The following is a 25,089-nucleotide window of genomic DNA, read 5'->3' on the forward strand; positions in this document are numbered from 1 at the left end:
TTGTTATTTGCAGGAATTTTTTTCTTTCCCAGTCTGCCCTGCTTTCTATATATGTATGATTTCCTATGCCCATTTGCAACCCATTCCCCTTAATTCCTCCAGCCTCCCGGGTAACTGGTTCTAAGGAATTATTCTCGAATAGTTTTTTAGATGTTATTGTTAGAATTTATAGAATATTTTTATTTATTCACTTTTAAAAATTTCCACTTAACAAGAAAGGTATACGACTGTATAATCCACGTTATACAAACAAATGTGTTTTTAAGGAGGACAATGATGAAACGGCTAGGACTACTCCCCAGAATTATTCTTGCAATAGCTTTAGGCATTTTAATTGGTTCTTTTTCTCCAGAAGGAGCCATTAGGCTGTTCGCTACATTCAACAGCCTGTTCGGAAACTTTCTCGGCTTTGCCATCCCTTTAATCATCATCGGGTTCATTGCTCCCGGGATCGGGACAATGGGAAAGGGTGCCGGCAAGCTTCTCGGCATTACGACAGGGTTTGCTTATGCCTCTACCATCGCTGCGGGAACAGCCGCCTATTTTGCCGCTGTCAGCCTGTACCCTGCCCTGCTTAAGAATCAGAGCTTAAAGGAATTCGGAAATCCAGAGGAAGCGCTCGCTGCCCCCTTTTTCCAGGTGGACATGCCGCCGGTCATGGGCGTGATGACAGCACTTCTGCTTGCTTTTACAATCGGGCTTGGACTTGCCGGCCTGAAAAGCAACGCCCTGCAAAATGTGATGGATGATTTCCGCGGCATCATCGAAATGCTGATCGAAAAAATCATTATCCCTTTGCTGCCATTTCATATCTTCGGAATTTTTGCGAATATGACGTACGGCGGACAAGTGGGAAGCATCATCAGTGTATTCGCAAAAGTATTTATCATGATTATTGCCCTTCATTTCTTATTCCTGCTTTTGCAGTACACAGCAGCAGGGGCTGCCGCCAGGAAGAATCCTTTCTACCTGCTGAAGTCAATGCTTCCTGCTTATTTCACTGCGCTCGGGACTCAGTCTTCTGCGTCTACAATCCCTGTGACACTAAAACAGGTCAAAAAGCTGGGCGCACGGGAGAAAACAGCTGATTTTGCTGTACCTCTCCTGGCAACGATTCACTTATCCGGAAGCACCATCACACTAGTGAGCTGTTCCATTGCAGTTCTTATGCTCCAGGGTGAAGCAGTATCCTTCGGGCAGATGTTCCCGTTTATTATGATGCTCGGGATTACAATGATTGCCGCGCCAGGCGTCCCGGGGGGAGCCGTCATGGCTGCGCTAGGCCTGCTGGAATCTATGCTTGGCTTTAATGGGACAATGACTGCTTTGATGATTGCTCTCTATCTTGCCCAGGACAGCTTCGGTACTGCCTGCAACGTAACAGGTGATGGCGCCATCACAATCCTGGCAGACAAAGCAAGTGGAAAGAAAGCCGTTCCGCTCAAAAATGAAGCAAAAGCTGTATAGCCTGAAAATTACTTTTGACATCTCCTGGATAATCATCTAAACTGTTTCTAACATTCAGTAAACAGTAATTAAATAGATGAGTTATGACAGGAATCAGTAGGGTTTGCTTCCCTGTTTGAAGAGAGCCGGTGTTTGGTGCGAACCGGTACAAAAGCAAACGTGAATTACCTCCTGGAACATTCTTTGTGAACCTTAGTAGCAAAGGACGGACGGTCCGTTATCCGAACGAGCGGAAGACAAATGTCTTCAACAAGGGTGGTACCGCGTGCAAAACCACGTCCCTTTTTACAGGGATGTGGTTTTTTGTGCATTCAAAACTCATCAGGAAGTGCCGCAAACAAAAAAACATAAGGAGGATATATCGTGGAGAATTTTATAGAAAAGCTGAACCCCAATCAGGAAAAGGAGCTTGAAAGGCAATATCAGCTTTACACCAGCGGCACTCAGGATGTGGTGCCCCCTCAGGAGCTGAAAAATAAAATCGCCAAATCACTCTTTCTCGGCAAGCCGCTGAAGGTGAAGCTCGGGCTTGATCCGTCCGCACCTGACGTCCACCTGGGCCATACGGTCGTATTGAATAAGCTGAAGCAATTCCAGGAAAATGGCCATACCATCCAGCTGATCATCGGCGATTTTACCGGAAAAATCGGCGATCCGACTGGGAAATCTTCAGCAAGAAAGCAGCTGACCGACGAAGAGGTAAAGCATAATGCGGAAACCTACTTCCAGCAATTCGGCAAAGTGCTTGATATGGGCAAGGCCGAGCTTCATTATAATTCCAAGTGGCTGTCCTCCCTCCATCTCCAGGATGTCATCGAGCTGGCCGGCAAAATCACTGTGGCCCGCCTGCTAGAGCGGAATGATTTTTCTGAACGGCTTGGGGCAGGGAAGCCCATTTCCCTCCATGAGTTTTTCTACCCGCTCATGCAGGGCTATGATTCAGTAATGCTCGAAAGCGATATTGAACTCGGCGGCAATGACCAGCATTTCAATGTCCTCATGGGAAGGCATTTGCAGGAGCATTATGGCAAAGAAAAACAAGTGGTAATCCTTGTTCCACTACTGGAAGGGCTCGATGGAACGGAGAAAATGTCAAAGTCCAAGAACAATTACATTGGGGTGGACGAAAAACCGGAGGACATGTACGGCAAAGCCATGTCGATTCCAGATGAGCTGATGGAGAAATACTTCCACCTTGCAACAAGCCTGCCGCTCGCTGAGAAAAGGTCCATTAAGGAAATGCTTGAAGAAGGGTCGCTTCATCCACGGGATGCTAAAATGCAGCTTGCCAGAACCATTGTCAGCATGTACCACGGACATGAAGCTGCCAGCAAGGCAGAATCCCATTTTAAAAGCGTATTCCAGCAAGGCTCCATACCGGAAGACATGCCCGTCCTTACATGGGTTGGCGGTGATGAACCAGAGCTGCTGGAGCTGCTGATGTTTGCCGGCCTCTTTTCTTCCAGAAGCGAAGCAAGACGGATGGTTCTAAACGGCGGTGTCAGGATGAATGGCGAAAAGGCTGAGGATATCAACACGAAGGTTTCTTTGCAGGCAGAGCTGATCCTGCAAGTTGGAAAGCGGAAATTCGTCAGGATTAAAAAGGCTTAGAATAAAATAAGGGAAGACACCATTTAGGATGTCTTCCCTGTTTCTATTTTAATGGCCGGAAAGCTTGGCTCCATCCTGTTTGTGGACAGCCAGCTTATCAACCAGATGCAGGCTCGGCTCGTTGAGGCCGATCAGCTGGACGCTTGTTCCATTTTCCCGGAGCTTCATCACAATTTTATCAATGGCAGCTACAGCAGAGTCATCCCAGACATGTGCTTCAGAGAGGTCGATCACTACTTCCTGCGCCGTTTCCTTCAAATCAAAACTGCCGGCAAAATCAGTGACAGAGGCGAAGAACAGTTGTCCTGTCACTTTATAGGTGCGTTTGCCTGCTTTTTCATCTAGGACTGTTGACACCTTCACCTTTGAGATTTTGGCAACGAAGAATATCGCACTCAGGAGCACTCCCGCAAAGACGCCTTTAGACAGGTCATGGGTAAAGACAACCGTTACAACCGTTACGACCATTACAATCGAATCGGTGGCAGGAACCTTTGCCATATTGCGGAGAGAAGTCCAGTCAAATGTACCAATGGATACCATAATCATGACTCCGACCAGCGCAGCCATCGGAATCTGGACGACCAGGTCGCCGAGGACCAGAATCAGGAACATCAGGAACACACCTGCTGTTAAGGTAGATAACCTTCCTCGTCCCCCAGATTTCACATTAATGACGGATTGGCCAATCATCGCACAGCCGGCCATCCCGCCGAAAAATCCGTTAATGATATTGGCAATCCCCTGCCCTCTGGCTTCACGGTTTTTGTTGCTTTCCGTGTCGGTCATATCATCGACGATGGAAGCAGTCAAAAGTGACTCAAGCAGGCCGACAATGGCTAGTCCGAGGGAATAAGGGAAGATAATCTTCAGTGTTTCCAGGTTCAGCGGGATATCCGGAATCAGGAAGACCGGAAGCTTTCTTGTCAGCTCTCCCATGTCTCCTACTGTCCGTACATCCGAACCTGTCGTTATCGCAATGATAGAAATGACAATAATGGCAACAAGCGGCGATGGGACAGCCTTTGTAATGCGCGGAAACAAATAAATGATGGCAAGCGCACCGGCTACCATGGCATACATGACCCATGTAGCACCGACAAACTGTTCAAGCTGTGCCATAAAAATCAAGATGGCGAGCGCATTTACAAACCCGATCATCACGGACCTTGGAATGAACTTCATAAACCTGGCCAGCTTAAAGACACCCAGCAGCAGCTGAATGATCCCGGTCAGGATGGTGGCAGCAAACAAGTACTGAAGCCCGTGGTCTGCAACAAGCGTAACCATCAGCAGGGCCATGGCCCCGGTTGCCGCTGAAATCATCCCCGGCCGTCCCCCGACAAATGCGATAATGACCGCAATGCAAAAAGAAGCATAGAGACCGACCATCGGGTCCACACCTGCAATAATGGAGAAAGCAATCGCCTCGGGAATGAGCGCAAGCGCTACGACAATCCCGGCCAGGATATCTCCTCTGACATTGCCAAACCATTGTTCTTTAATTGATAAACCTTTCAAATGAACACCCCTTAGTTTATTGGATTTATAGTGTGACTTTGAACTCTCATCAAAGTCCGGGCCGACAAAAACATAGAGTATCATACCATATTCCAGATAATTTACAAGAGCTGGTGTAAGCGCCGAATTAATGGGTTTCCACTGTTTCCCTTCGATTTTCTTCGAAATACTTAACCGGATAAATCTTGTTCACGCAAAAAAATAAGCCCTCTAAAAAGAGGGCCAGGCATTTTTAGCCGATGGGTGTGCAAATCTCAATATAATGCCCATCCGGATCTTCCATATAGGCGACAGTCTGCCCCCAGGGCTTTTTCACGGGTTCCAGCAAAATGCGGACTCCTGCCTTGCGTGCCTTTTCGATTGTCCCTTCCACATCCTCCGTCACAAAGCCCAGCTCCATCGTCTGCTCTTCCCGGAAACCTGCTGGTATTGGAAGATCTGTCAGTTCACGCCCATTTTCCCTTGTGTTCATGGAGAGGATCGTGCTGCCTGTGTCATATTCTATGTAGGTGCCAAATTCATTTTTCAGCTCGAGACCGAGAAGTTCGCCATAAAACCGCTTCGTCTTTTCCAAATCCTCAACATATAAAATTATATAGCCCAGCTTCAAACTCATCTTTCCGCCCCTTTCAACAGGCCGGCCCTTCCGGCCGGCTGATCTGTCAGCTTTTCTTTTGCGCTTTTATAATGAACCGGTGCGATCGGACTTCCGCATAGCCCGTCCGCTGGATTTCCCCGTGCAGCTCCCTTAGCTTTTTTTCGTATCTTGCGGCAGTAAACCCTTCTATCTGCCAGGGAATGGCCTTCAAATAGTAGAGAATAGCGCCGACATCATAGAATCTTGTATAAGGGTATGCTTCATAAGAGTCGGCAATATGGAAGCCGGCATCTTCAAGCTGGTGAATGGACTTCTCAAGGTTCCAGCCGGCATATCCGAAGTCCTCTTTAGCGCCAAGCATACGGTTCAATCCTAAGTTATCAGTTCCGCCAACCTGCTGGGTTACAAAGACCCCGCCGGGCTTCAGGATGCGGTTTACTTCCTGCGGATCATATGATTCATGGCGGTTAATAATGAGATCAAACAAACGGTCACCAAAAGGCAGTCCCGAATCATCTTTTACCTCATAAACCTCTATTCCCAGCGGCTTTAGACGTTCTGCTGCAATCTCTATATTTGGCCCGTAACCTTCTGTGGCAGCTGTATAGGACGGAAGCGGGGATAATAAGGAAAGAAACTCTCCCCCGCCGGTGCCCATATCCAGCATGGATGCCGCATCCAACATCTCAGGCAGCACCCAGTTCGTATAATTCCAGCCCAGCGGCTCAGAGGCCATCCTCCCTGTTTCCGTCAGATAAGAGAAGTCCCATCCTGTAAATTCCTTCTCAGCTTGTTTTACTAAAAAATCAAAATATGCTCTGTTCATTCCGTCTCCTCCTGTCTATTGTTTATTAACTTGGCAAAATAGAAGGAAGGCGGCCCCCTTTTCGGGTTGCTAACTGTCGGTTAGTTGGCAGTACATTGGTTATGGCTCCTTTTTTCTTATATTTTAGCATTTATGTTGTGTTTTTTTATAATTTTTCGAATTTTTTATGAGGTAAATTGGTAATAAATGTTACACGGAAAAATTATCACTATTTTTAGGTAGAATCCAGCCGATTTCAGGCAGAAAAAACAAAAATTCAGGTAGAATAACTCTGAAATCAGGTAGAAACAGCCGAAAAAAAGCAGCAGCTCTACATTTTAGAGCTGCTGCCTCTGCTTAGCTGATCGTTTTTAAGCCAATAACCCCGCCAATGATCATCCCAATAAATACAACCCGCTTCCAGTCCCGGGATTCACCGAAAAACAGCATGCCAAGCAGCACGCTTCCGGCTGCACCGATTCCGGTCCAGATCCCGTAGCCGGTGCCAATCGGAATCTCCAGCAGTGCCCGGGAAAGAAAATAAAAGCTGATGAAGCCTGATAACGCGGATAAGATTGTATACTTTTTTCTGGTAAAGCCTTCTGACAGCTTCATGAAAATGACAAAGCCTATTTCACCGAAGCCCGCCAATACTAAATAAAACCACGACATGCCTACTCAGCCCCCTTTTCCGTCTCTTCTTCTTTGGAGGTCATTTTCAGCCCGATGATGCCGCCGAGCAGCAGCGCCAGGAATAAAAGCTTCACAGCCCCGCCCGGCTCCCCGAGGAACATCATACTGACAATTACAGTCCCTGCCGCTCCAATCCCAGTGAATACTGCATAAGCTGTTCCGATCGGGATGGTCTTCATCGCATTTGAGAACAGCATAAAGCTGATGATGATCAATATAACCGTGATGGCAGCGGGCAATGGCTTTGTGAATCCTTCTGAATACTTAAGCCCGAAAGCCCAGCCTATTTCGCATAATCCTGCTGCAAATAAATATACCCAAGGCATTGATGCTACCCCTCTTTCTTCATGATGATTCCGGCCAGGAAGATCTTCCATGCCGATTCTCTCCGTTTGTTGTATTCCTCCTGGCTGTAATAATGCTGTTCAACCAGAAGCCCGTCAATCAGGCAATAAAAAGCAGCAGCCATTTCGCCGCTTCCGGCCGCCGTGAACATCGACTCTTTTTTACCGTGCTCAAAGAGGCCCTGCAGCATGTCAGTGGAATGCTTTTCATATTCAAAAAATTCTTCTTTCAGCTTTGGCCCGAGATCAGCCGGCGGAAAGAATATCGCCCGTTTAAAAAACTGGATATTCTCATTTTCTTCCCTCAACTCGGTCAGCGCATCAAAGATCGCCTTGATCGTATCAAGAGCATTATCAGAGCTTTGATCTTCCATGGCTTCCTTAATTGTGAGCAGCTCCAGGGAAACAGTATCCCGGAAAACCGAGAGGAACAGCTCTTCTTTTGAAGGAAAATGCGCATATAAAGAAGGGGTTTTAATGCCAACCGCCTTGGCGATGGCAGAAAGCGGCGTTCCCTCGTATCCTTTTTCAGCAAAAAGCTTTAGTGCTGCTTGTTTGATCTGCTGTGAAGTCATCCTTCCTCAGCCTCCCTAACTATCGTTAGTTAGAAGTATAGCAAAATCAATCTCTATATTCAATAGAGAATATTGTTTCTGCTGCCTCACCGGCATATCCTCTAGTCATGCATCGGTAAACTTTTTTCTATACATGACTGTCTTCTTTTCCTATCAGTCATGTATCGATTAACCTTCTTTCTATACATGACCGCCTTCTTTTCCTGCCAGTCATGCATTGATTAACCTTCTTTCTATACATGACCGCCTTCTTTTCCTAACAGTCATGCATCGATTAACCTTCTTTCTATACATGACTACCTTCTTTTCCTGCCAGTCATGCATCAATTAACCCTCTTTCTATACATGACTACCTTCTTTTCCTAACAGTCATGCATCGATTAACCTTCTTTCTATACATGACTACCTTCTTTTCCTGCCAGTCATGCATCAATTAACCCTCTTTCTATACATGACTACCTTCTTTTCCTGCCAGTCATGCATCAATTAACCCTCTTTCTATACATGACTACTTTCTTTTCCTGCCAGTCATGCATCGATTAACCCTCTTTCTATACATGACTACCTTCTTTCCTAACAGTCATGCATCGATTAACCTTCTTTCTATACATGACCGCCTTCTTTTCTTACCAGTCTTGCATCGATTAACCCTCTTTCTATACATGACTACCTTCTTTCCTAACAGTCATGCATCGATTAACCTTCTTTCTATACATGACTACCTTCTTTTCCTGCCAGTCATGCATCAATTAACCCTCTTTCTATACATGACTACTTTCTTTTCCTGCCAGTCATGCATCGATTAACCCTCTTTCTATACATGACCGTCTTCTTTTCCTGCCAGTCATGCATCAATTAACCCTCTTTCTATACATGACCGTCTTCTTTTCCTGCCAGTCATGCATCAATTAACCCTCTTTCTATACATGACCGTCTTCTTTTCCTATCAGTCATGTATAGATTAGCTTCCTTTCTGTACATGACTTTAAATTTCCACTAAAAAAGCTGAGGGTCCTAGACTCTCAGCTGATTGCTGTGCGCACTTCCCACTCACCGGCAAGCTCCACTTCACGGGTTTCTATGCCCAGTTTCTCCCCCAAAATGTCCAGGAGCCCTTTGCTAGCGGCCGTCCCATGAATCATACCCTCATCCACCTCATAAAGTACCACGGAAATAGATTGGAAATACCGCTCTTGCGAGGATCCCTCTATCAGTCTATCGTGCAGATGATCCATAAAATAATCGTAGCTGGCCCTGCTCTCCCATAAACCAAAGATAACGGCATCCGCATCCCCTTCCGGTCTGGTCCAGCCGCCGAACTGCCGGATAAATCCGGGGACGTGCTTTAATGGCTCCCATCCCATTTGGGCGAGGCTGAATTTTTCCCTGGAACCTGCCTCAACCCTGCACCTGATAAATTTCACGAGCATTCAGCCTGGCACTCCGATATGGGAAAGATCGCCGGCGAGTACAAGCTCGAGCACTCCGTCCCTGTATGTCATATGGGTGAGGCTGGTGCCATGGATGAACGGGGGCTCCCATATTTCATTAACTGTCACCTTATTGGCGAGCATGACCGCTGTTTTGATGACAACCGCGTGGGTGACGATCAGGATTTTCCCTGTGCTCCGGCTGTCCCCGAGCTCCTGCAGGAACCCGGCCAGCCTGGTTTTCACATCGGGAAAGGTTTCTCCCTCCGGGTTCTCGAACTTTGCCGGCTCGTTCCAGTAATAACCGTACTGTTCAGGAAAGAGCATCTTTATTTCATCGCCCGTTTTTCCCTGCCACTGGCCAAGATGGATTTCCATCAGTCTTTCGTCCGTACGGATGGCCGCAGTGCTTCCGGCAAGCTTTTCAGCAGTCTGGATGGTCCGTGAGCTCGGGCTTGAGATGATTTCGTCGAATTGCGTCTCCCGCAAATATTCCCCGAGCCTTTCAGCATCCTCCAGCCCCTTTTCGGTCAAATTTGAATCGAGCCTGCCCTGCATCCGTCCGGCTTTATTCCATTCCGTTTCACCATGCCTTACAAAATATAAATCAAGCAAGTTTCATTCCTCCTCTAGTTGATCTCCAGCTGATGATGAAAGCTTCCCGCCTTCACCAGTATTTCCTGCTCAAGCTCTCTGGAATAGGAGGCGATGAAGCAGCAGGAAGGACCGCCTGATTTTAAGAGGTCCACGCCCTTGCAGGAAACTTCACCTCCAGTGAACTCCCTATTGGAAAAAAGCTGGTTCAGCTCATAAAGTATTCCCTTCGAGCCGACAGGCAGTGTATGGATCCCATCCATCCTGCTGATTTCCTTAAATAGAGAAAGCGGTGCGATTGCCTCATTTTTGCTCAGGACCTCCTCACCGACAAGGGGCAGCCCGATGACAGCCAGCTTCTCCCGGCCGGTGTAAAGGGGAGGACCTTCAGGGCTGCCTGTCTTTTTTCCGATAACGATCAGCCCGACCGCTGATTGGAGGAGATCAAAATTGCTTTCGGTGCTTCCTGTGACAGCCAAGCCTTCAATCCCCGCTTCCTGTGCACCCTTCTCAATGCCCCCGGCAAGGGCATTCCAATGCTCTTCCCCAGCAAAATTGTGCAGGACGGCTGCAAAAGGAGCACCGCCGGCTGAAAGATTTTCCATGACAGCCGTACGAAAAGCAAAGTAAGCAACCGTTTCATACGGGACCTTTACATGGTCAGCCTCCTTCAGGCCGATGCCGCCGCTGTTGTCGCTGCTGATGACCAGTGTTTCCCCGTTTCCGCCTGGTATGTATAATACGTCCCTCATTCCGGCACATTCCCTTCCCTCTGCCTCTCACCAAGCACCCGGCTGATGCGCGGGACTGCCCAGAAAGCCAGCAACCCATTTAGAAGCGAGCCAACCAGAAGGGAGGGGACGATCGCAATATAAAAACCAGTTCCCATTAAAAAAAGGAACGGGAGCGGTGCTGCAAACGTGTTGCCTGCTGCAAAAACGGCGAAAGCAGCCTTCCTCCGGCCGCTTGCCCACAGTTTTCCGTATATCCAGACCAGAACGGCCATTTCGGCTGCAACTAGAAAGTGAAGCGGGCCAAGCGGCATACCGCCGACAAGTGCAGACAAGAGGTGGCCGAGCCCGGCCACCACGCTGCCGGCCCCGCCCCCCAACAGGGCAGCGGCAGCTAAGGCAGGAAAGGTATCGAGTGCCACACTCCCTATGACCGCCGGAATCTTGACTGCTGCCCCAATGGCTGAAAAAGCTATGAACAAGGCAGCCAGCATCATCTTTTTATTTTTCACAATCAGTTCTCCTTGCGCTTTCCGCCGCGGAAAACCTTCGCGCTCCGAACATATTCCACATCCTTCACTTGAAGGCGGAAATTGATCACCCTCGCCAATGCGAAGAAATAGTCAGAGAGGCGGTTCATATACTGCAGGCAAACTTCAGGAACCTTTTCTTCTGTTTTAATGAGTGTGACGATGAGCCGCTCCGCCCTTCTGGATACCGTCCTTGCAATATGAATGGAAGCAGAAGGCTTTGAACCTCCAGGGAGGATGAAGCGTTCTAGCTCGGGCGCCTCTTCAATGAATTCATCGATCCTGCTTTCCAGATAATCGATGGATTCCTGCCCAAGCTTCAGTTCCCTTTTAGCCGACACATTGGCCAGGTCTCCTCCGCAGTCAAACAGCTCATGCTGAATCTTTTCCAGATCATCAAGCACATCCTTGAATACTTCCCCGTCCAGCTCAGCCATGGCCTGTCCGACAAAGCAGTTCACCTCATCAACCGTGCCATACGCTTCAACCCGGACATCATCTTTATCCACCCGGCCGCCAATGATGCTTGTCTGTCCCTTATCGCCTGTCCTTGTATAAATCCTCATTTTCATTTCCCCTATCTTTTTATTTTAATCTCCGGCTGATGCCATACCAGATCAGATCTGCCCTTTCAGCAGCTGCAGCAGCATCCTGGAATATCCACCCGGAGGCATCCCGCCAGTCCCGGTCTTCTTTTTCAATCGGTACAATCCCTTTGGTGATATCTGTTCCTATCAGCACCAGTTTTCTCTCCTGCACGCCGGCTTCCCAGCGGAGCCAATCATCCAGCCGCTCCTTCCACAGGGCTCTTGCCTGGCCCTTATCCATTCTCTTTATATCTTCGCGGATCCACTGTTCGATTCCTTCCAGAATGACGCAGTCTGTCGCTGCACCAGCACCTTCAGGAAAACACTCGCCCTTATAGGCACTATGCCAGGAAGCCTCTTCCTCTGCATACTGTCTTTTCACCCAGGCAGCTTTCCCATTGAAGCTTCCTCCAATAATAAAGTGCATCTTCCACCCCTCCTGAAACCATTGTTTTCCCAGACCAATGTGGTGGCGCCGGCATGCGGGGCTTTCCACTCCCAGAATGGCCTTTCCTCTGGCGCAAGCCTGGTCAGCAGCTGACGGATCACCCCGCCGTGCGTGACGACAGCAGCTCTTGTTCCTTTATCCCGAATCAGGCTGGTCCTGATTTTTCCCCAGCCATACATGACCCTTTCAGAAAACTGCCCATAATCCTCGCCTTCCGGTATCGGGGCAATAAAAGGATCATTGAGCCAGGCCTGGTAGGCAGGATCATTCTTCAGCTCTTCATAGACACTGCCTTCCCATCTGCCAAAATTCATTTCCCGCAGCTCCTTCAGCTCTCGGGCTTCCCCTCCGGGCAAAAGGCTGGCAGTCTCGAGGCAGCGTCCCAGATCGCTTGAAAAAGTGAAGGGATACTCTGGGAGGGATTGTGCCCAGGCTTCAAACCGCTTCTTCTCTTCAGGGCATAAAGGAGAATCTGTCCAGCCGAGATAGGCATGCCGCTTGTTTTCTTCTGTCAGGACATGGCGAAATAATGTAACAGCCACAGTACCATCCATAAAAAGCATTCAGCTCCTTCTGCAGATGCACCAAGTACATCCCCTGTAATTCCGCCAAACCATTTAACCGACTTTACAGCGGCAAATGCGAGAAAGCCTGCTGCAGCCAAGAGCAGGATCGCCGCTTGGACTGCAAGGCTGATATCCGCCATAGCATACAGCACGAACACCAGCAGCACTGCTGCCGGGTAAAAGGCCAAATCCCTGGCACTGGCAGCTTTTTGAAACAGTGCCCCCAGTCCTTCAGGCTTTGCCGGGCGCACCTGCATCAGGAGGACGCCCATGATCTGCTTTCCGAGAAAGGGAATCAGGGCAATGAGCCAATATGTCTCCGGCTCCCGCTGCAGCGCAATTTCATAGATGAACAGAAAGCGCGCGGCAAGAAGCACAATGACAGAAAGAACGCCAAACGCACCTGTACGGGGATCTTTCATGATCTCAAGCCGCTTCTCCCGATCCTGATAAGAGAAGAAGGCATCGCTTGCATCCATCCAGCCGTCAAGGTGGATTCCCCCGGTCAGGATGATCATCACAAGCCATAGGGCAAATGCCGAGGCGAGCGGCGAAAACGGGGTCCATTCCAGGAATCCATACAGCACCAGGCTGTAAAAGAGTCCCTGGAGAAGCCCGAGAATTGGAAAAGTGATCACGGCTCTTTTCAAATGTGCTTTATCCATAGGAATCTGCATCGGCACCGGGATGCTTGTGAAAAATTGAATGTTGATCAGCAGTCCTTTAATGGTTTTCATATGCTTTTTTATATCCTATTATTTCTTTGATTTTGTCCCACTGAAGATGCTGCTTTGCCTCACTGGCAAGTTTCTCAAAGCGTTCGTCCTTCATGTCTCCGATCCGTACAGGCTCCTTTTGCGGCAGGCCTTTTTCCTTCCGGATGCTCTCAAGCCATCTGTTTCTGAAGGTGTCATTATGAAAAACATGGTGCAGATAGGTCCCGATTATTTTTCCGCCGCTATAGCCTTCCTCTCGGCCATCTTCCATCAAAAATAAACTCCTGCCTGCATCTATGCCTTTTTTGGCTGTTTGGCCAAGGTGAATCTCATAGCCTTCAACACTGCCGCTGCCAAACCCGGCGGATGCTATGTATGAACCCTTCGCCTGGACGGTTAATTTGTCTCGGAAGAAGGTCGTATCAGCCGCTATCAGGCCCATTCCCTTTTCTTTCAAACCTATCGTACCGCTGTCAGTCCCTTCAGGATCATACAGCTGCTCCCCTAGCATCTGGTAGCCGCCGCATATTCCGGCAATCCTGCCGCCTTCCTCAGCAAAACAGGCAATAGAGCGTTCCAGGCCGGAAGACCTCAGAAACTGCAGGTCATGGATCGTACTTTTCGTCCCGGGGATAATGACGGCATCCGGTTCTCCAAACTCCGCTGCATCTTTCACCCAGCGCACCGACACATCTTCTTCGCAGAGAAAGGGTTCAATATCACTGTAATTCGAAATGTATGGCAGCCTGATCACAGCAATGTCAATCCTCCCTCCAGCCTTCTTGTAAAAACTGCCCTCGAGTGAAAGGGAATCTTCTCCATCAATCATATGGTTTTCAAGATGGGGGAGAACGCCGAGAACAGGAATCCCTGTCCGCTCCTCCAGCCAGGAGATGCCGTCCGCAAACAAATCCGGGTCGCCCCTGAACTTATTGATGATCAAACCCTTCACCCGCAGCCTCTCTTCAGGAGTGAGCAGCTCAAGGGTGCCGATGATGCTTGCGAACACGCCTCCGCGGTCGATATCCGCTGCCAGGATGACCGGGATGTCAGCCAGATCGGCCACCTTCATATTGACCAGCTCCCGATCCTTCAGGTTGATTTCTACCGGGCTCCCGGCACCCTCCGCAACAATGACATCAAAATCGGCTTCAAGCTTTTTCAATGATTCCTGGATCACAGCCAGGCCCTTTTCATAGAAATTCTCACGGTAGCTGCGGCCGGAATAGGTTCGAACAGCTTTTCCGAGCAGAACCACCTCTGAGCTCATATCAGATTTCGGCTTCAGCAGGATCGGGTTCATCCAGACTGTTGCTTCAGCCCTCGCCGCCTCTGCCTGAATGCCCTGTGCCCGGCCGATTTCCCTGCCGTCCGCCGTCGCATAGGAATTATTGGACATATTCTGAGACTTGAACGGCGCCACCCTAAGGCCTTCATTGGACAGCAGCCGGCAGAGAGCAGTAGCAATAAAGCTCTTCCCCACATCTGAAGCCGTTCCCTGTATCATGATGCCTTTCATGGTTTCCTTCCTTTCATAAGAAGCGGGATTCCCGCTTCCACAAGATAAGCCTGGACTGCCATCCCCACAATCTTCTGATGGAGCTGGCCAAGCAGCCTGGCGTATATATGGGACACACTCCCTGCTTCAAACGTTTCATACTGGACTTCATTGCTGACAATAATCAATGCTCCCGCACTCTCATTCAGGGAGTCGATATCAGCAAGGATCCGCTCCTTGACCGCTTCCTGGAATTCCGGACTCTCACACCTGCCGCCTGTGCCGAATAATTCATTATTCAATAGAGTGGTCAGGCAGTCCAGAAGCAGCACATCCTGCTTTGTAAAAGCGGCAGCCAGCTCCCCTATTCCTGCAGGCTGTTCCCAGGTTCTCCAACCGCTTCCGCTTTCATCCCGCTGCTTTTGATGCAGCAGGATCCGCTCGGCCATTTCTTCGTCCAAGCTCTTCCCTGCAGCAATATAATGAAGACGGCCAGTGGAGGCGGCGGACGCTGCTGTTTTTTCCGCAAAGGTGCTTTTGCCGCTGCGGACGCCTCCTGTAATAAATATCAGTCCTTTTGCATTGTCCATTCGTCGATCGCCTCCATCAGCTTCTGGTTATCTTCTGTCCCTTTGACGGCAAACCGCAGCCAGCGTCCGGAAAGCCCGGGAAAGTTATAGGTATGGCGGGGGACAAACCCTTTTTCAAGCAAAAAGTAAAACAGCTTTTCCTGATCACCAAGCTCCGGGTCACGGAGAAGATAGAAGTTGGTTTTCGATTCGGACACGTGCAAGCCTTTATCCTTGTAAAAGCTAAAGAGCCTGCTTCTTTCTTTTTCCATATAAATCTGTGTTTCCTCTATGTATAGATCTTCTTCCAGGCAAATCAGCCCTGCCTGCTGGGCAGCGGAGTTGATGCTCCAATGGTATTGAAAGCGGGCCATCCCCCTGATCAGCTCAGGGTCTGCCAGTGCATAGCCCAGCCGCAGGCCCGGGATACTGAACATTTTCGTCATGCTGCGGAGCAGGATGAGGTTCTTGTATTCTGAAAGCAGCGGCACGAGAGGTTCATATTCCGGCAGAAAGTCATAAAATGCCTCATCTACGATGACGAGCGTTTCAGGGCAACCCTCTAATAATGAAACGATATCTTCACGGCCATAGTATCTGCCTGTCGGGTTGGCAGGATTGCAGAGAAACAGGGCATCCGCTATTTTGGCGTCTTCGCAGAGCCTCATTGCATCCAGCTCCCAGCTCCCCTCATCCAGCTGAAAATAGCTGATTTCACAATCATTCACCTCACAGGCCTGTTCATATTCAGAGAAAGCCGGCTGCACGATGATGACTTTTTTACCGGCCAGAAGCCTCGCTGCCAGGCTGATCAGTTCAGAGGCACCGTTCCCGGCGAGTACATATTCCTTCCCGACGCCTTCCTTTTGAGCCAGCCTTGCAGTCAGGTCTGCTGCAAAAGGATCAGGGTAAACCGGCAGTTTCTCGAAAAATTGATGCCAGCCTGCCTTTAGCCGTTCAGGCGGCCCCATAGGATTGATATTGGCACTGAAGTCCAGCAGCTCCGATGGCTCCCGCAGCCCAAGTGCCTTAAATAAATGCTGCGGATTGGATCCATGCGACGGCCAATTCAAAGAGCATTCCCCCCAGCCATAAGAATAATAGAAATAATAAAGAGGTCCTTTTCATAATCTCAATGACGGACAATATATGGCCTTTTTCAAGGATAACAATAGGGTCGCCCATTCTTGCCCTGTCAGAAACGATCCCTTTATAGTAATTGATGCCCCCGAGCTGGACGCCCATCAAGGCTGCGGCTGCCGCTTCTCCCCAGCCGCTGTTCGGGCTCGGATGCTTCCTGCTGTCCCGGAGGAGAATGTCCCATGCTTCCTTAAAGCTGGAATGCTCCGGCTTTTTCCCGAGCAGCATCAGGAGGCCGGTCAGCCGGGCAGGAATGAAATTCAGCAGATCATCGAGCCGCGCAGAGGTCCAGCCAAACTCAAGATACCTTTCGTTCTTATAGCCTGCCATAGAGTCGCAGGTATTGGCTGCACGGTACAGGAGAGCCAAAGGTGCTCCGCCGATGAGCGCCCAAAATAGAGGAGCGGTGATCCCGTCACTCGTATTTTCCGCAACCGTTTCTACTGTTCCTCTTACAATTTCCGGCTCTTCCAGCTTTTCTGTATCACGGCCGACAATATAGGAAAGCTTCAGGCGTGCTTCAGATAAGTTTTCTCTATGAAGCGGACTATAGACCTCAAGCGCCGCCTCCTTCAGGCTTTTTTGCGCGATTGCGGTGGAAATGAGGATGGCTTCGATTATGATTCCTGCCAGAGGATGGATGTAATAGCCGGTGTATGTGATGGCACTTGCAGCAAGGAATACAGCACCAAGGACAGCCAGGACCATCATTGCCCCTTTCAGCTTCCGCTTTTCGCCGCGGTTCCACTTTTTATCCAAAAATAGAATAAATGACCCGATCCACCGGACTGGATGGGGCCATTTAGGCGGATCTCCAATAAGCTGATCGAGCAGAAATGCAAGGGTAAGGGCAGCCAGATGATGGACAATCATGATGACACCCTCTTCCGGTATTTGCGGAGCGCTTCAGCTGTACAGTCATATACGGCTTTGCTGATCAGCTTGCCAAGCGGTGTAATTGTTCCTGCAAACTCCAGCTTTTTCCCTGACTGGGCAGCAGCAATCAGGATGCTGTCTGTGCTTGTGCCTGTCGCCAGAGTGCCTGACACCTTATCCTCAATATAATGGTCATGAAGCACCTTCACCTTTGTTTCTGTGGCTGTCATGATACTTTGAATGAAGGCTTCCTCTGTCAGGTTTCCGTTGATGAAGATCCATGTGTTGATCGTGCCTGGAGAAAATTCAAAGCTGTGCAGGCCGCTGCGGGAAGCGTCAACAGCATTCCCTGTTCCTGCGGTGACAACTGCGAGGAGAGAAAAGCCATCGGACTCATAGAGCCTATAGCTAGCGTCTGCCACCTGGACGGCTGTCATCATGCCTACCGTCTCGCCTGGCTCATAGCCGTTCTCCCGCAAATATTCTTTCATTTCTGCCCGGTGGTCGCTGCAGTCATAATGGTTCGGCACCTGGCGGTTAACAAACAGTCTGTGCCAGCCGACCCCGGATCCTGCCACCCCGGAGGACATCGTACGGAGCGGGAAGGGAGATTTCACAAGCACATGGTCCTCGTATACCTGGACATCATTTTCGCCAATAGCGGCCGGTTCAGCACTCAGGTCCCCTGGCAGGATTGCCATCTGCGGGGCAGGGACGGCAGGATGGGCATGCTTCATGATATCCGTCTGATAGACTGTGCGGATCCGGTCCTCGCGGAGTACCTCATTCGGGACATCCGCCGCGACTACCTTCCCGTTTTCCATTAAAAGCAGTCTGTCGCAATACAGTGCTGCAAGGTTCAGATCATGGAAAATGGAAACAACAGTCATCCCGCATTCCTTCGCCCATGTCCGCAGCAGGTCAAGCAGCTCTTTCTGGAAAGATAGATCAAGATGGTTGGTCGGCTCGTCCAGAAGCAGGATCTCGGGCTCCTGGGCCAGCGCCTGGGCAAGGAATACCCGCTGCCTCTCCCCGCCGGACAGCTCGTGGATATAATGATCCTTGAATTCTGCGACCCGCGTTTGTTCCATCACGCGCTGGACGGTCTTTTCATCCTCCTCCGACCAGGTCTGGAACCAGCCTTTCTGATGGGCATACCTGCCCAAAGAAACTGTTTCTTTGACTGTATAAGAAAAAGACTGTGATGAATGCTGCGGCAGCACCGCAATGACCTTAGCCAGCTCTTTCACTGAGAACTCCGGCAAAGGCCTGCCTTTTACAGAAATGCTTCCGCTCTTATAGGAGAGGATGCCGCTCAGCATTTTTAAAAGAGTCGTCTTTCCGCTGCCATTTGGCCCGAGGATGCCGAACAGCTCCCCTTTTCCCACTGAAAAACTGACCTCTTGAATGATGCTCTCATCCCCGTAGCCGCCGGTCAATCCTTGTATGTTCAGCATCAGACCGCCCTCCTATTTCTTCTTTTCAGCAAAATAAGCGCAAACACAGGCGCTCCGATGATGCTCGTAATGACGCCGATCGGCAGCTCTGTGGGCGAAATGACCGTCCGGGCGACCAGGTCAGCAAGAATCAGGAAGCCGGCGCCAGTCATCATTGACAGAGGCAGCAGATGAATATGGTCAGGCCCCCAAAGCCGCCTTGTCAAATGCGGAATTACAAGGCCGACAAAGCCGATGGTGCCTGACACCGCGACGGCGGCGCCTGTCAATATGGACCCCGCCACAAGGACCATCATTTTTCTTCTCTGCACATTTACGCCAAGATGCTGGGCCCGTTCTTCTCCAAATGACATAGCATTCAGCTCTTTCGCATTTATCATTAACAGCAGGCTTCCTATTATGAAAAACGGCAGGATAATGCGGATATATGCCCATCCCCTCATCGAAACGCTCCCCATGATCCAGCCGATGATCTGCCTGAGCTCTTCGCCAGTCAGGGCAATCATAAGCGAAATAAGCGCGCCCAGAAAGGAGCTGACAATGATCCCTGTCAGGATGATAGTCTCCACCTTCATGGCCCTGTCAATCCTTCTTGCAAAAAACAGCACGGCAAAAATGGTTAAGAATGAGAATACCATACTGAGAATAGGAAGCGTAAACAGTCCGGCAAACGGGATCGATATTTGAAAAAACAGCACCAGCACTGCACCGACGGACGCACCGGATGAAACCCCAAGTGTATAAGGATCTGCAAGCGGATTCCGCAAGAGGCCCTGGAAGGCTGCCCCCGCAATGGCGAGGGAAGCTCCTACAAGCCCGGCAAGAATGACCCTGGGCAGGCGGATATTCATCACAATATTGCTGTGCATCGGGTCAACCGAAGCATCAAGCTGAATCGGCAGGAGCTTAGATCCAACTATATTAATGATAGAAGGGATCGGCACAGAGACTGTACCGATTGAAATCCCCACCAGCATGCATATGACAAGAAAAGCGGCTGCAAGCACATAGGCTGACAGCTTATTCTTACTTAAATACGTCCGGATAGACAGCTTTGGCAAATTCCTCTACTCCTTCAGCAAGCCTTGGGCCGGAGCGGCTTACTGTGTCTGAATCCACACTGAACACCTGCTTGTTTTTAACGGCATTTACATCCTGCCAGCCTTCACGGGCGAGCACCTCTGCCACAGCATCTTCATTGCGGTAACCGGAAGTGGAAATAATCACGTCCGGATTTTCCTTGATGATGGCTTCAGGATCTACCTTTGGCCAGCCTTCTTCTTTTACAATATTCTCTGCATTAATCATCGTTAGCATTTCATCCATGAATGTATTTTTCCCAGGCGAATAAATCTCCGGCGCTGGAGACACCTCTACAAACACTTTCTTCTTTTCTGTTACTGCAGCAGCTTTTTCTTTGATTGCCTCTATCTTCTCTTTCATGCCGGCAATCACTTCTTCTGCTTCTTCCTTGGCGCCTGAAGCCGTTCCGATCATCTCGATCGACTCATATACCTGTTCAAAGCTCTGGGCATCATTGACAACCAGCACAGCAATGCCTGAATCCTTCAGCTGCTGCAATCCTGCAGTTGAATTATGCGCGCTTGAAGCATGTGCAAGAACCAGGTCCGGAGCAAGGGAGATGATTTTTTCAACATTGAACTCCATTCCGCCGATCTTCTCTTTATCTGCTGTTTCTTCTGGATAATTATCAAAATCAGATACCCCAACCACTTCTTCTCCCAGACCGAGTGCAAACGCAGTTTCCGTGTTGCTTGGAATCAGGGAAACAATCTTCTCCGGCTTTTCTTCAATGACAACTTCTTCACCGGCGGCATCTGTGATGGTAACCGGAAATTCTGCTTTTTCTGTTTCTGTCTCTGTCTGTTCAGTGCTGCTGCCATTGTCCTTTTCAGGCTCTGCCGCTGAATCGCCGCAGCCTGACAGAATACCCGCTGCCAAAAGCATGCTGAAAAATAATGAATAAAGCTTTTTCATGGTAAATCCCCCTGTAGAAATAAGTGTCGCAAAATTCATGCTGCAAAGGTCTTATGCCCAAAACGGGACCAGCATCCTTCGGAACCAAAAAAAGCATCCCCAATAAACATGGGGATGCTTGGCACGGCGTGTGCAGATTCAAAATAAAAGATTCCAAAAGGCTGCCGTACACCTCCCTATCCTCGTAGGTTTATGGGTGCATAAGAATCAGGCAGGTCTCCTGGCTCATGGTCAATGCTCGCTGCGCCTTCCCATACGTCCGTACAGTGGCTTCTGCAGCTTGCTCCCATTTACAGTGGCGGGACCGCGTTGGAATTGCACCAACTTCCCTTTTAAGTCTTTCAAAGAAAAACACCTGTTTCTGCATATATATGAAATTTTCCGCTATCGCCATTATACACTATTTTTTCTTTAAAACTAGCAGAAAAAGGGCCGTCCGGAAGAAGCCCGGACGGACCCTTTCTGCTAGACGGTCGGACTGCTGCTTCTTGCTGACCGCCTGCTCTTCAATCCTGCCATCGAAACAGCGGCAGCTCCAAGCGCGAAGAGGATGAAAACTCCCCCTGCCGAAGCGTTCCACTCGACTGAAGCCTGCTCAATTACTATGCCCCCGATCAGAGATCCAAAGGCAATCCCAAAGTGCAGGGCTGAGTTATTCAAGCTTTGCTGGATATCCGATGTTTCCGGCGAAGACTCTATCAAATAGCTCTGCAATGCCGGTGTGATCGCCCAGCTCAGCATGCTCCAGATAATCATGACCGCAATGAACAGCGGCAGGGAAAAAGCAGTATGCGGAATTGAAAACAGTGCAGCTGCAAACAGTATGATAATGGCTAGGATTGTCGGTTTTGTCCCGAAGCGGTCGGCAAGATATCCGCCTGCACCGCCGCCGGCGACCGCGGCAATACCGAACAGCAGATACATGATGCTTACCCAGTTTCCGTCCATGCCGAGTACGGTTTTTAGGAAAGGTGTCAAGTATCCATACAGCGTCAGGTGCCCTGCTAAAAATAAGAATGATGCCAGCTGGGCAAATAAGATTTTCCGGTTCTTCAACGCAGCGAACATCTGCCTGATGGATATGGCAGCTTTCGGTTCAATACGGTCCATAAAAAAGTACACCCCTGCTATCGACAAACATGTCAGGACTGCAATCAGCAGGAACGGTGCCCTCCAGCCAAATTCATTTCCAAGCATAAGTCCCGCCGGGATACCAAGAACAAGGGAAGCGCTCACGCCCATAAACACGATGCCGATCGCCCGTGCGCGGTATTTTTCCTGCACAATATTCGATGCAATCGTGATGCACAGCACAACAAGCAAAGATCCGCTTGCCGCGGATACGACTCTTGCGAGAAAAAGAATACTATAACTGGGACTCAGGAAAGCCAGGATATTCCCTGCCAGGAAAACGAGCAAGGCCATGAGCGTCAGCTTCTTCCTTTCCACGCCTCCGGTCGCTGTCAGCAGAATCGGGGCCGCGACAGCATATACAATCGAGAACACACTGATCAAAAGTCCGGCCTTTCCGATGCTGACATGAAGATCGGCCGCAACCAGATCAATGATCCCTCCTATAATAAGCTCGACCATCCCCACTACAAAGGAAACAATCGTCAAAAGATACACACGTTTATCCATTTTATACACCCCACAATTAGTTACCACCACAATGGTAACTTTTTATAGAGTGAGGTGCAAGTGTTATTTTTCCCAGTGCGATTTGGCGGAAAAGGTATGCTATTATTAAGGAAAAACTGACTCAGGAGTCCAATTATGCTGCAGCAATTCGGATTTACCCAATATGAAAGCCAAATTTATCAGGCGCTTATTTCCGCGGACCAGCCGCTGGACGCCACAGGGATCGTCAAGCTCTCTGCTGTCCCCCGCTCAAAGGTGTATGAAGTGCTTCACCGCCTGGCTGAGAAGGGCATCATCCTCGAAACGACCGTAGAAAAAAAGCGCTTGTACACCGCCCTTCCTGTAGAATCGGTGATCAGCAGGCTGAAAGCAGATTTCGAAACCAGCGTCCAGGAGCTGCGGGAGGCAGCTGTCAAAAAACCTGTCGCGGATGACCGGGTGTGGACCTTGAAGGATAATCACTCCATCCTTTCCCTGCTGGAGGAAATGCTCGGCAGGGCGGAAAGAAAAATCATCATCTCTGCCTGGGGTGATGATCTTCAGAAGTACGCGAAGCTGCTGGAGGAAAAGCACGAAAGCGGCGTCAGCATCCATGTCCACTCTATCGGAAGTATTGAAACAAGCCTACCGTCCGTCTCGGTCCTGATTCCGGATAAGCATCACGAAACACTCGAAAGAAGCAGGATTGCCATCATCGACGAAGAAGAAATGCTGTTCGCCGGCATGGAAGCCGGCAAATGGAATGCCATCACGACCCGTTCAAGGCCGCTCGTGAAGTTTTTCGCTGAGTTCTTCTACCATGATGTCGCCCTTACCGAAATTACACAAAAGTATAAAGATACGATCATGGAGGATAAAGCGATCCGGGATGTTCTTTTGAATTTGCGGTATTAAGGCAAGGCGGGGCGGAGTGCGGGTATCTTTCGGTTGACGGGGGGATTTGAGGTGCAGAAGAGTGCACGGACACTGGCACCCTATGTTTTGATAAAACTCTTTTAGAGGGCCTTAGTTGGCTCACTGGCACCCTCTGTTTTGTTAAATCTATTCTAGAGGGCCTTTGTCGGGCTCACTAGCACCCTCTGTTTCACAAAAACTCTTCTAGAGGGCCTTAGTCGGGATCACTAGCACCCTCTGTTTCACAAAAACTCTTCTAGAGGGTCTTAGTCGGACTCACTAGCACCCTCTGTTTTGATAAAACTCTTCTAGAGGGCTTTAGTCAGGCTCACTAGCACCCTCTGTTTCACAAAAACTCTTCTAGAGGGCCTTAGTCGGGCTCACTGGCACCCTCTGTTTCACAAAAACTCTTCTAGAGGGTCTTAGTCGGGCTCACTGGCACCCTCTGTTTCACAAAAACTCTTTTAGAGGGTCTTAGTCTGCTTACTGGCACCCTCTATTCATCAAAATTAAAATTCCATCCAAAAAAAACAAAAGCCCGGCACTTCTGCCGGGCTTTCCTCATCTCGCATACAGCTTCCATTCTCGTGTTTTTTTATCAAAAACGAGCTTGGCTTCGCATTTTTCTTTTGCGATGCTTTCGTATTCTTCGTACATGTCGTCCATATTGGCAAAATCGCCGATTACCCAGATGGGGATCTCAATCCGCGCACGGTTTTGATCGGTCTGTCTGATGGAGATGACTGCACCTTCCCTCATCATATCCTTCATGTAGGAAATGGCCTCTTGGGGCACCGGCGGGAAGGAACCTTTCTTCCGCAGGCCGAGGAGTGATTTTTCCGGCTTGATTTCGCTCAGCTTTTCGGGAATCAGCTGGCTCAGCAGGCGGTAAAAATCAGCCATGTCACGGTAATAGGTCTTGTTATACCAGCCGTCATCATGGGCCAGATAAACAAAGCGGTTGCCAAGATAGTTATAAAATGGCGCTTTCAGGTGCTCCTTTAGATGTCCAAGATACAATAGCTCTGCAATCGTCTGACCCGGAAGCTCGTTCAGCCCTTCAAGCTCCTCGAAATCGATCCAGCAGAAATCCCCATAGTTATAGACTTCATCAGAAAGCAGCTTATTCAGCTTTTCATACGGAACATACTCCAGGAGCGTATGCCGGTTGAATTCCCCATCATCAAATCCGTGCTTCAGCAGCAGGAGATTCGCCATTACATCTGACAGTGAACGGGCAAACTCCTCAAATTCAATGCCGTATGACAGAACATAATTTTCCTGTTCATTTAAGTGGACATATATGAGATCACGCGAGCTGTTATGATTCTTTTTCAATAGCAGAACCTCCGAATAAAAATAAAAAAGATGATTTCTGAGCCGATGGAGCGCGGTACTGAACAGTTGTCGAAGTTTTTAAGCATCTTCTGATCTATTATAGTGCACAGCCTTTCTTCACGCTTCAGCTGCCATGCCCGTCCGGATACAATATCCCTATTTTAGCAAAAAACATTGAAAATTTCTTAGTTTTAATAAAAATATAAACCAGTAGACTATTTCCAATTTATGGTGAACGATACAATGCAAGAATAACGGCACTCACTCATTTAACAATAAAGCATCAGCAGATAGAGCAGAAAAGTTTGATCATCATAAATATTCTATTTCCCCTAACTAAATTGAAAAATTCCCCTTTTAAGGAAACAATATACCTGGCAGAAACGTCTATACTATTAACCACTTTACTTGTTCAAAAAACTAATCCGGACTTTTGCCAGAATCCACTCGCCCTCCCTCTGC

The 25,089-nt window shown here is 49.1% G+C and carries 26 protein-coding genes, 1 riboswitch and 1 other annotated feature; of the genes, 3 read left to right on the forward strand and 23 right to left on the reverse strand.

The window, feature by feature from the left end; translation table 11 throughout:
- Window positions 1-276 precede the first annotated feature (276 nt).
- Together Q9R36_RS23490 and tyrS are read left to right on the forward strand one after the other, a co-directional pair.
- On the forward strand, window positions 277-1,467 hold the full coding sequence (locus Q9R36_RS23490; RefSeq protein WP_101552633.1) for a dicarboxylate/amino acid:cation symporter: 1,191 nt from the start codon (window positions 277-279) through the stop codon (window positions 1,465-1,467).
- Between the two features lie 74 nt (window positions 1,468-1,541).
- Window positions 1,542-1,753 (forward strand) — a binding site (T-box leader).
- A gap of 77 nt (window positions 1,754-1,830) precedes the next feature.
- Window positions 1,831-3,078: a tyrosine--tRNA ligase gene (gene tyrS, locus Q9R36_RS23495; protein ID WP_101552630.1), complete on the forward strand. Its 1,248-nt coding sequence runs from the start codon at window positions 1,831-1,833 to the stop codon at window positions 3,076-3,078.
- Between the two features lie 48 nt (window positions 3,079-3,126).
- Here the strand turns inward: tyrS and Q9R36_RS23500 are convergent, their stop codons facing one another.
- The 22 genes from Q9R36_RS23500 to Q9R36_RS23605 form a co-directional block, all read right to left on the reverse strand.
- Window positions 3,127-4,599: a SulP family inorganic anion transporter gene (locus tag Q9R36_RS23500; protein ID WP_101552628.1), complete on the reverse strand. Its 1,473-nt coding sequence runs from the start codon at window positions 4,597-4,599 to the stop codon at window positions 3,127-3,129.
- A 232-nt stretch (window positions 4,600-4,831) separates the two neighbouring features.
- A complete protein-coding gene (locus tag Q9R36_RS23505) occupies window positions 4,832-5,215 on the reverse strand; it encodes a VOC family protein (protein ID WP_101552625.1) in 384 nt (127 codons plus the stop codon).
- A gap of 46 nt (window positions 5,216-5,261) precedes the next feature.
- The gene (locus Q9R36_RS23510) at window positions 5,262-6,023 is read right to left on the reverse strand and encodes a class I SAM-dependent methyltransferase (RefSeq protein ID WP_311225971.1); all 762 of its coding nucleotides are present in this window, start codon (window positions 6,021-6,023) and stop codon (window positions 5,262-5,264) included.
- A 336-nt stretch (window positions 6,024-6,359) separates the two neighbouring features.
- On the reverse strand, window positions 6,360-6,674 hold the full coding sequence (locus Q9R36_RS23515) for a DMT family transporter (RefSeq protein WP_101552621.1): 315 nt from the start codon (window positions 6,672-6,674) through the stop codon (window positions 6,360-6,362).
- A gap of 2 nt (window positions 6,675-6,676) precedes the next feature.
- On the reverse strand, window positions 6,677-7,021 hold the full coding sequence (locus tag Q9R36_RS23520; RefSeq protein WP_101552619.1) for a DMT family transporter: 345 nt from the start codon (window positions 7,019-7,021) through the stop codon (window positions 6,677-6,679).
- 5 nt (window positions 7,022-7,026) lie between these two features.
- On the reverse strand, window positions 7,027-7,614 hold the full coding sequence (locus tag Q9R36_RS23525) for a TetR/AcrR family transcriptional regulator (protein ID WP_224905242.1): 588 nt from the start codon (window positions 7,612-7,614) through the stop codon (window positions 7,027-7,029).
- Between the two features lie 1,022 nt (window positions 7,615-8,636).
- Complete coding sequence (locus tag Q9R36_RS23530) at window positions 8,637-9,044, reverse strand: YdbC family protein (RefSeq protein ID WP_311225972.1); 408 nt, start codon at window positions 9,042-9,044, stop codon at window positions 8,637-8,639.
- Entirely contained in the window at window positions 9,045-9,659 is a 615-nt protein-coding gene (locus tag Q9R36_RS23535; protein ID WP_311225973.1) for a histidine phosphatase family protein, read from the reverse strand.
- A gap of 14 nt (window positions 9,660-9,673) precedes the next feature.
- Window positions 9,674-10,390 carry an ATP-binding protein gene (locus tag Q9R36_RS23540; RefSeq protein ID WP_311225974.1) on the reverse strand — a complete coding sequence of 239 codons (717 nt, stop codon included), beginning with the start codon at window positions 10,388-10,390 and terminating at the stop codon, window positions 9,674-9,676.
- Window positions 10,387-10,881 carry an ECF transporter S component gene (locus Q9R36_RS23545; protein ID WP_311225975.1) on the reverse strand — a complete coding sequence of 165 codons (495 nt, stop codon included), beginning with the start codon at window positions 10,879-10,881 and terminating at the stop codon, window positions 10,387-10,389. Before Q9R36_RS23545 ends, Q9R36_RS23540 begins: the two co-directional genes overlap by 4 nt.
- 2 nt (window positions 10,882-10,883) lie before the next feature.
- Entirely contained in the window at window positions 10,884-11,465 is a 582-nt protein-coding gene (locus Q9R36_RS23550) for a cob(I)yrinic acid a,c-diamide adenosyltransferase (RefSeq protein WP_311225976.1), read from the reverse strand.
- Between the two features lie 19 nt (window positions 11,466-11,484).
- A complete protein-coding gene (locus Q9R36_RS23555) occupies window positions 11,485-11,913 on the reverse strand; it encodes a bifunctional adenosylcobinamide kinase/adenosylcobinamide-phosphate guanylyltransferase (RefSeq protein ID WP_101552605.1) in 429 nt (142 codons plus the stop codon).
- Complete coding sequence (locus Q9R36_RS23560; RefSeq protein ID WP_311225977.1) at window positions 11,865-12,488, reverse strand: histidine phosphatase family protein; 624 nt, start codon at window positions 12,486-12,488, stop codon at window positions 11,865-11,867. Before Q9R36_RS23560 ends, Q9R36_RS23555 begins: the two co-directional genes overlap by 49 nt.
- Window positions 12,446-13,237, reverse strand: a complete 792-nt coding sequence (gene cobS, locus Q9R36_RS23565; protein WP_101552601.1) for an adenosylcobinamide-GDP ribazoletransferase — start codon at window positions 13,235-13,237, stop codon at window positions 12,446-12,448. Before cobS ends, Q9R36_RS23560 begins: the two co-directional genes overlap by 43 nt.
- Window positions 13,224-14,735: a cobyric acid synthase gene (locus Q9R36_RS23570; RefSeq protein WP_101552600.1), complete on the reverse strand. Its 1,512-nt coding sequence runs from the start codon at window positions 14,733-14,735 to the stop codon at window positions 13,224-13,226. The genes cobS and Q9R36_RS23570 overlap by 14 nt, the downstream gene beginning before the upstream one ends.
- Window positions 14,732-15,304 carry a bifunctional adenosylcobinamide kinase/adenosylcobinamide-phosphate guanylyltransferase gene (locus Q9R36_RS23575; protein ID WP_101552598.1) on the reverse strand — a complete coding sequence of 191 codons (573 nt, stop codon included), beginning with the start codon at window positions 15,302-15,304 and terminating at the stop codon, window positions 14,732-14,734. The genes Q9R36_RS23570 and Q9R36_RS23575 overlap by 4 nt, the downstream gene beginning before the upstream one ends.
- Complete coding sequence (gene cobD / locus Q9R36_RS23580; protein ID WP_101552597.1) at window positions 15,283-16,356, reverse strand: threonine-phosphate decarboxylase CobD; 1,074 nt, start codon at window positions 16,354-16,356, stop codon at window positions 15,283-15,285. The genes Q9R36_RS23575 and cobD overlap by 22 nt, the downstream gene beginning before the upstream one ends.
- A complete protein-coding gene (gene cbiB, locus Q9R36_RS23585; protein WP_101552594.1) occupies window positions 16,313-17,296 on the reverse strand; it encodes an adenosylcobinamide-phosphate synthase CbiB in 984 nt (327 codons plus the stop codon). Before cbiB ends, cobD begins: the two co-directional genes overlap by 44 nt.
- Window positions 17,293-18,756: a heme ABC transporter ATP-binding protein gene (locus Q9R36_RS23590; protein ID WP_101552592.1), complete on the reverse strand. Its 1,464-nt coding sequence runs from the start codon at window positions 18,754-18,756 to the stop codon at window positions 17,293-17,295. Before Q9R36_RS23590 ends, cbiB begins: the two co-directional genes overlap by 4 nt.
- Window positions 18,756-19,817 carry a FecCD family ABC transporter permease gene (locus Q9R36_RS23595; RefSeq protein WP_101552590.1) on the reverse strand — a complete coding sequence of 354 codons (1,062 nt, stop codon included), beginning with the start codon at window positions 19,815-19,817 and terminating at the stop codon, window positions 18,756-18,758. The genes Q9R36_RS23590 and Q9R36_RS23595 overlap by 1 nt, the downstream gene beginning before the upstream one ends.
- Window positions 19,783-20,754, reverse strand: a complete 972-nt coding sequence (locus Q9R36_RS23600) for an ABC transporter substrate-binding protein (protein WP_311225978.1) — start codon at window positions 20,752-20,754, stop codon at window positions 19,783-19,785. The genes Q9R36_RS23595 and Q9R36_RS23600 overlap by 35 nt, the downstream gene beginning before the upstream one ends.
- Before the next feature lie 193 nt (window positions 20,755-20,947).
- Window positions 20,948-21,128, reverse strand: a riboswitch (cobalamin riboswitch).
- Between the two features lie 91 nt (window positions 21,129-21,219).
- On the reverse strand, window positions 21,220-22,395 hold the full coding sequence (locus tag Q9R36_RS23605) for an MFS transporter (RefSeq protein WP_311225979.1): 1,176 nt from the start codon (window positions 22,393-22,395) through the stop codon (window positions 21,220-21,222).
- Between the two features lie 135 nt (window positions 22,396-22,530).
- Here Q9R36_RS23605 and Q9R36_RS23610 point away from each other — a divergent pair, with 135 nt between their 5' ends.
- Window positions 22,531-23,289 (forward strand): TrmB family transcriptional regulator, encoded by a 759-nt coding sequence (locus Q9R36_RS23610; protein WP_253616011.1) that lies wholly within the window; start codon window positions 22,531-22,533, stop codon window positions 23,287-23,289.
- Between the two features lie 561 nt (window positions 23,290-23,850).
- On the opposite strand, the gene Q9R36_RS23615 is transcribed toward Q9R36_RS23610, so the two are convergent.
- A complete protein-coding gene (locus Q9R36_RS23615) occupies window positions 23,851-24,627 on the reverse strand; it encodes a hypothetical protein (protein ID WP_253616010.1) in 777 nt (258 codons plus the stop codon).
- Window positions 24,628-25,089: the final 462 nt, after the last annotated feature.

It is taken from the genome of Bacillus sp. AG4(2022), from assembly GCF_031844465.1.
Classification (GTDB): domain Bacteria; phylum Bacillota; class Bacilli; order Bacillales; family Cytobacillaceae; genus Bacillus_AB; species Bacillus_AB infantis.

Bases quoted from the DNA above. Each gene is read 5' to 3' on its own strand.
- Q9R36_RS23490 (WP_101552633.1), top strand. From the start codon at position 277: ATGAAACGGCTAGGACTACTCCCCAGAATTATTCTTGCAATAGCTTTA.
- Q9R36_RS23510 (WP_311225971.1), bottom strand. From the start codon at position 6,023: ATGAACAGAGCATATTTTGATTTTTTAGTAAAACAAGCTGAGAAGGAA.
- cobS (WP_101552601.1), bottom strand. From the start codon at position 13,237: ATGAAAACCATTAAAGGACTGCTGATCAACATTCAATTTTTCACAAGC.
- Q9R36_RS23505 (WP_101552625.1), bottom strand. From the start codon at position 5,215: ATGAGTTTGAAGCTGGGCTATATAATTTTATATGTTGAGGATTTGGAA.
- Q9R36_RS23555 (WP_101552605.1), bottom strand. From the start codon at position 11,913: ATGCACTTTATTATTGGAGGAAGCTTCAATGGGAAAGCTGCCTGGGTG.
- Q9R36_RS23590 (WP_101552592.1), bottom strand. From the start codon at position 18,756: ATGCTGAACATACAAGGATTGACCGGCGGCTACGGGGATGAGAGCATC.
- Q9R36_RS23575 (WP_101552598.1), bottom strand. From the start codon at position 15,304: ATGGACAATGCAAAAGGACTGATATTTATTACAGGAGGCGTCCGCAGC.
- Q9R36_RS23610 (WP_253616011.1), top strand. From the start codon at position 22,531: ATGCTGCAGCAATTCGGATTTACCCAATATGAAAGCCAAATTTATCAG.
- Q9R36_RS23605 (WP_311225979.1), bottom strand. From the start codon at position 22,395: ATGGATAAACGTGTGTATCTTTTGACGATTGTTTCCTTTGTAGTGGGG.
- Q9R36_RS23540 (WP_311225974.1), bottom strand. From the start codon at position 10,390: ATGAGGGACGTATTATACATACCAGGCGGAAACGGGGAAACACTGGTC.
- Q9R36_RS23530 (WP_311225972.1), bottom strand. From the start codon at position 9,044: ATGCTCGTGAAATTTATCAGGTGCAGGGTTGAGGCAGGTTCCAGGGAA.
- Q9R36_RS23525 (WP_224905242.1), bottom strand. From the start codon at position 7,614: ATGACTTCACAGCAGATCAAACAAGCAGCACTAAAGCTTTTTGCTGAA.
- Q9R36_RS23550 (WP_311225976.1), bottom strand. From the start codon at position 11,465: ATGAGGATTTATACAAGGACAGGCGATAAGGGACAGACAAGCATCATT.
- Q9R36_RS23600 (WP_311225978.1), bottom strand. From the start codon at position 20,754: ATGAAAAAGCTTTATTCATTATTTTTCAGCATGCTTTTGGCAGCGGGT.
- Q9R36_RS23570 (WP_101552600.1), bottom strand. From the start codon at position 14,735: ATGAAAGGCATCATGATACAGGGAACGGCTTCAGATGTGGGGAAGAGC.
- Q9R36_RS23515 (WP_101552621.1), bottom strand. From the start codon at position 6,674: ATGTCGTGGTTTTATTTAGTATTGGCGGGCTTCGGTGAAATAGGCTTT.
- cbiB (WP_101552594.1), bottom strand. From the start codon at position 17,296: ATGATTGTCCATCATCTGGCTGCCCTTACCCTTGCATTTCTGCTCGAT.
- Q9R36_RS23520 (WP_101552619.1), bottom strand. From the start codon at position 7,021: ATGCCTTGGGTATATTTATTTGCAGCAGGATTATGCGAAATAGGCTGG.
- Q9R36_RS23560 (WP_311225977.1), bottom strand. From the start codon at position 12,488: ATGGATGGTACTGTGGCTGTTACATTATTTCGCCATGTCCTGACAGAA.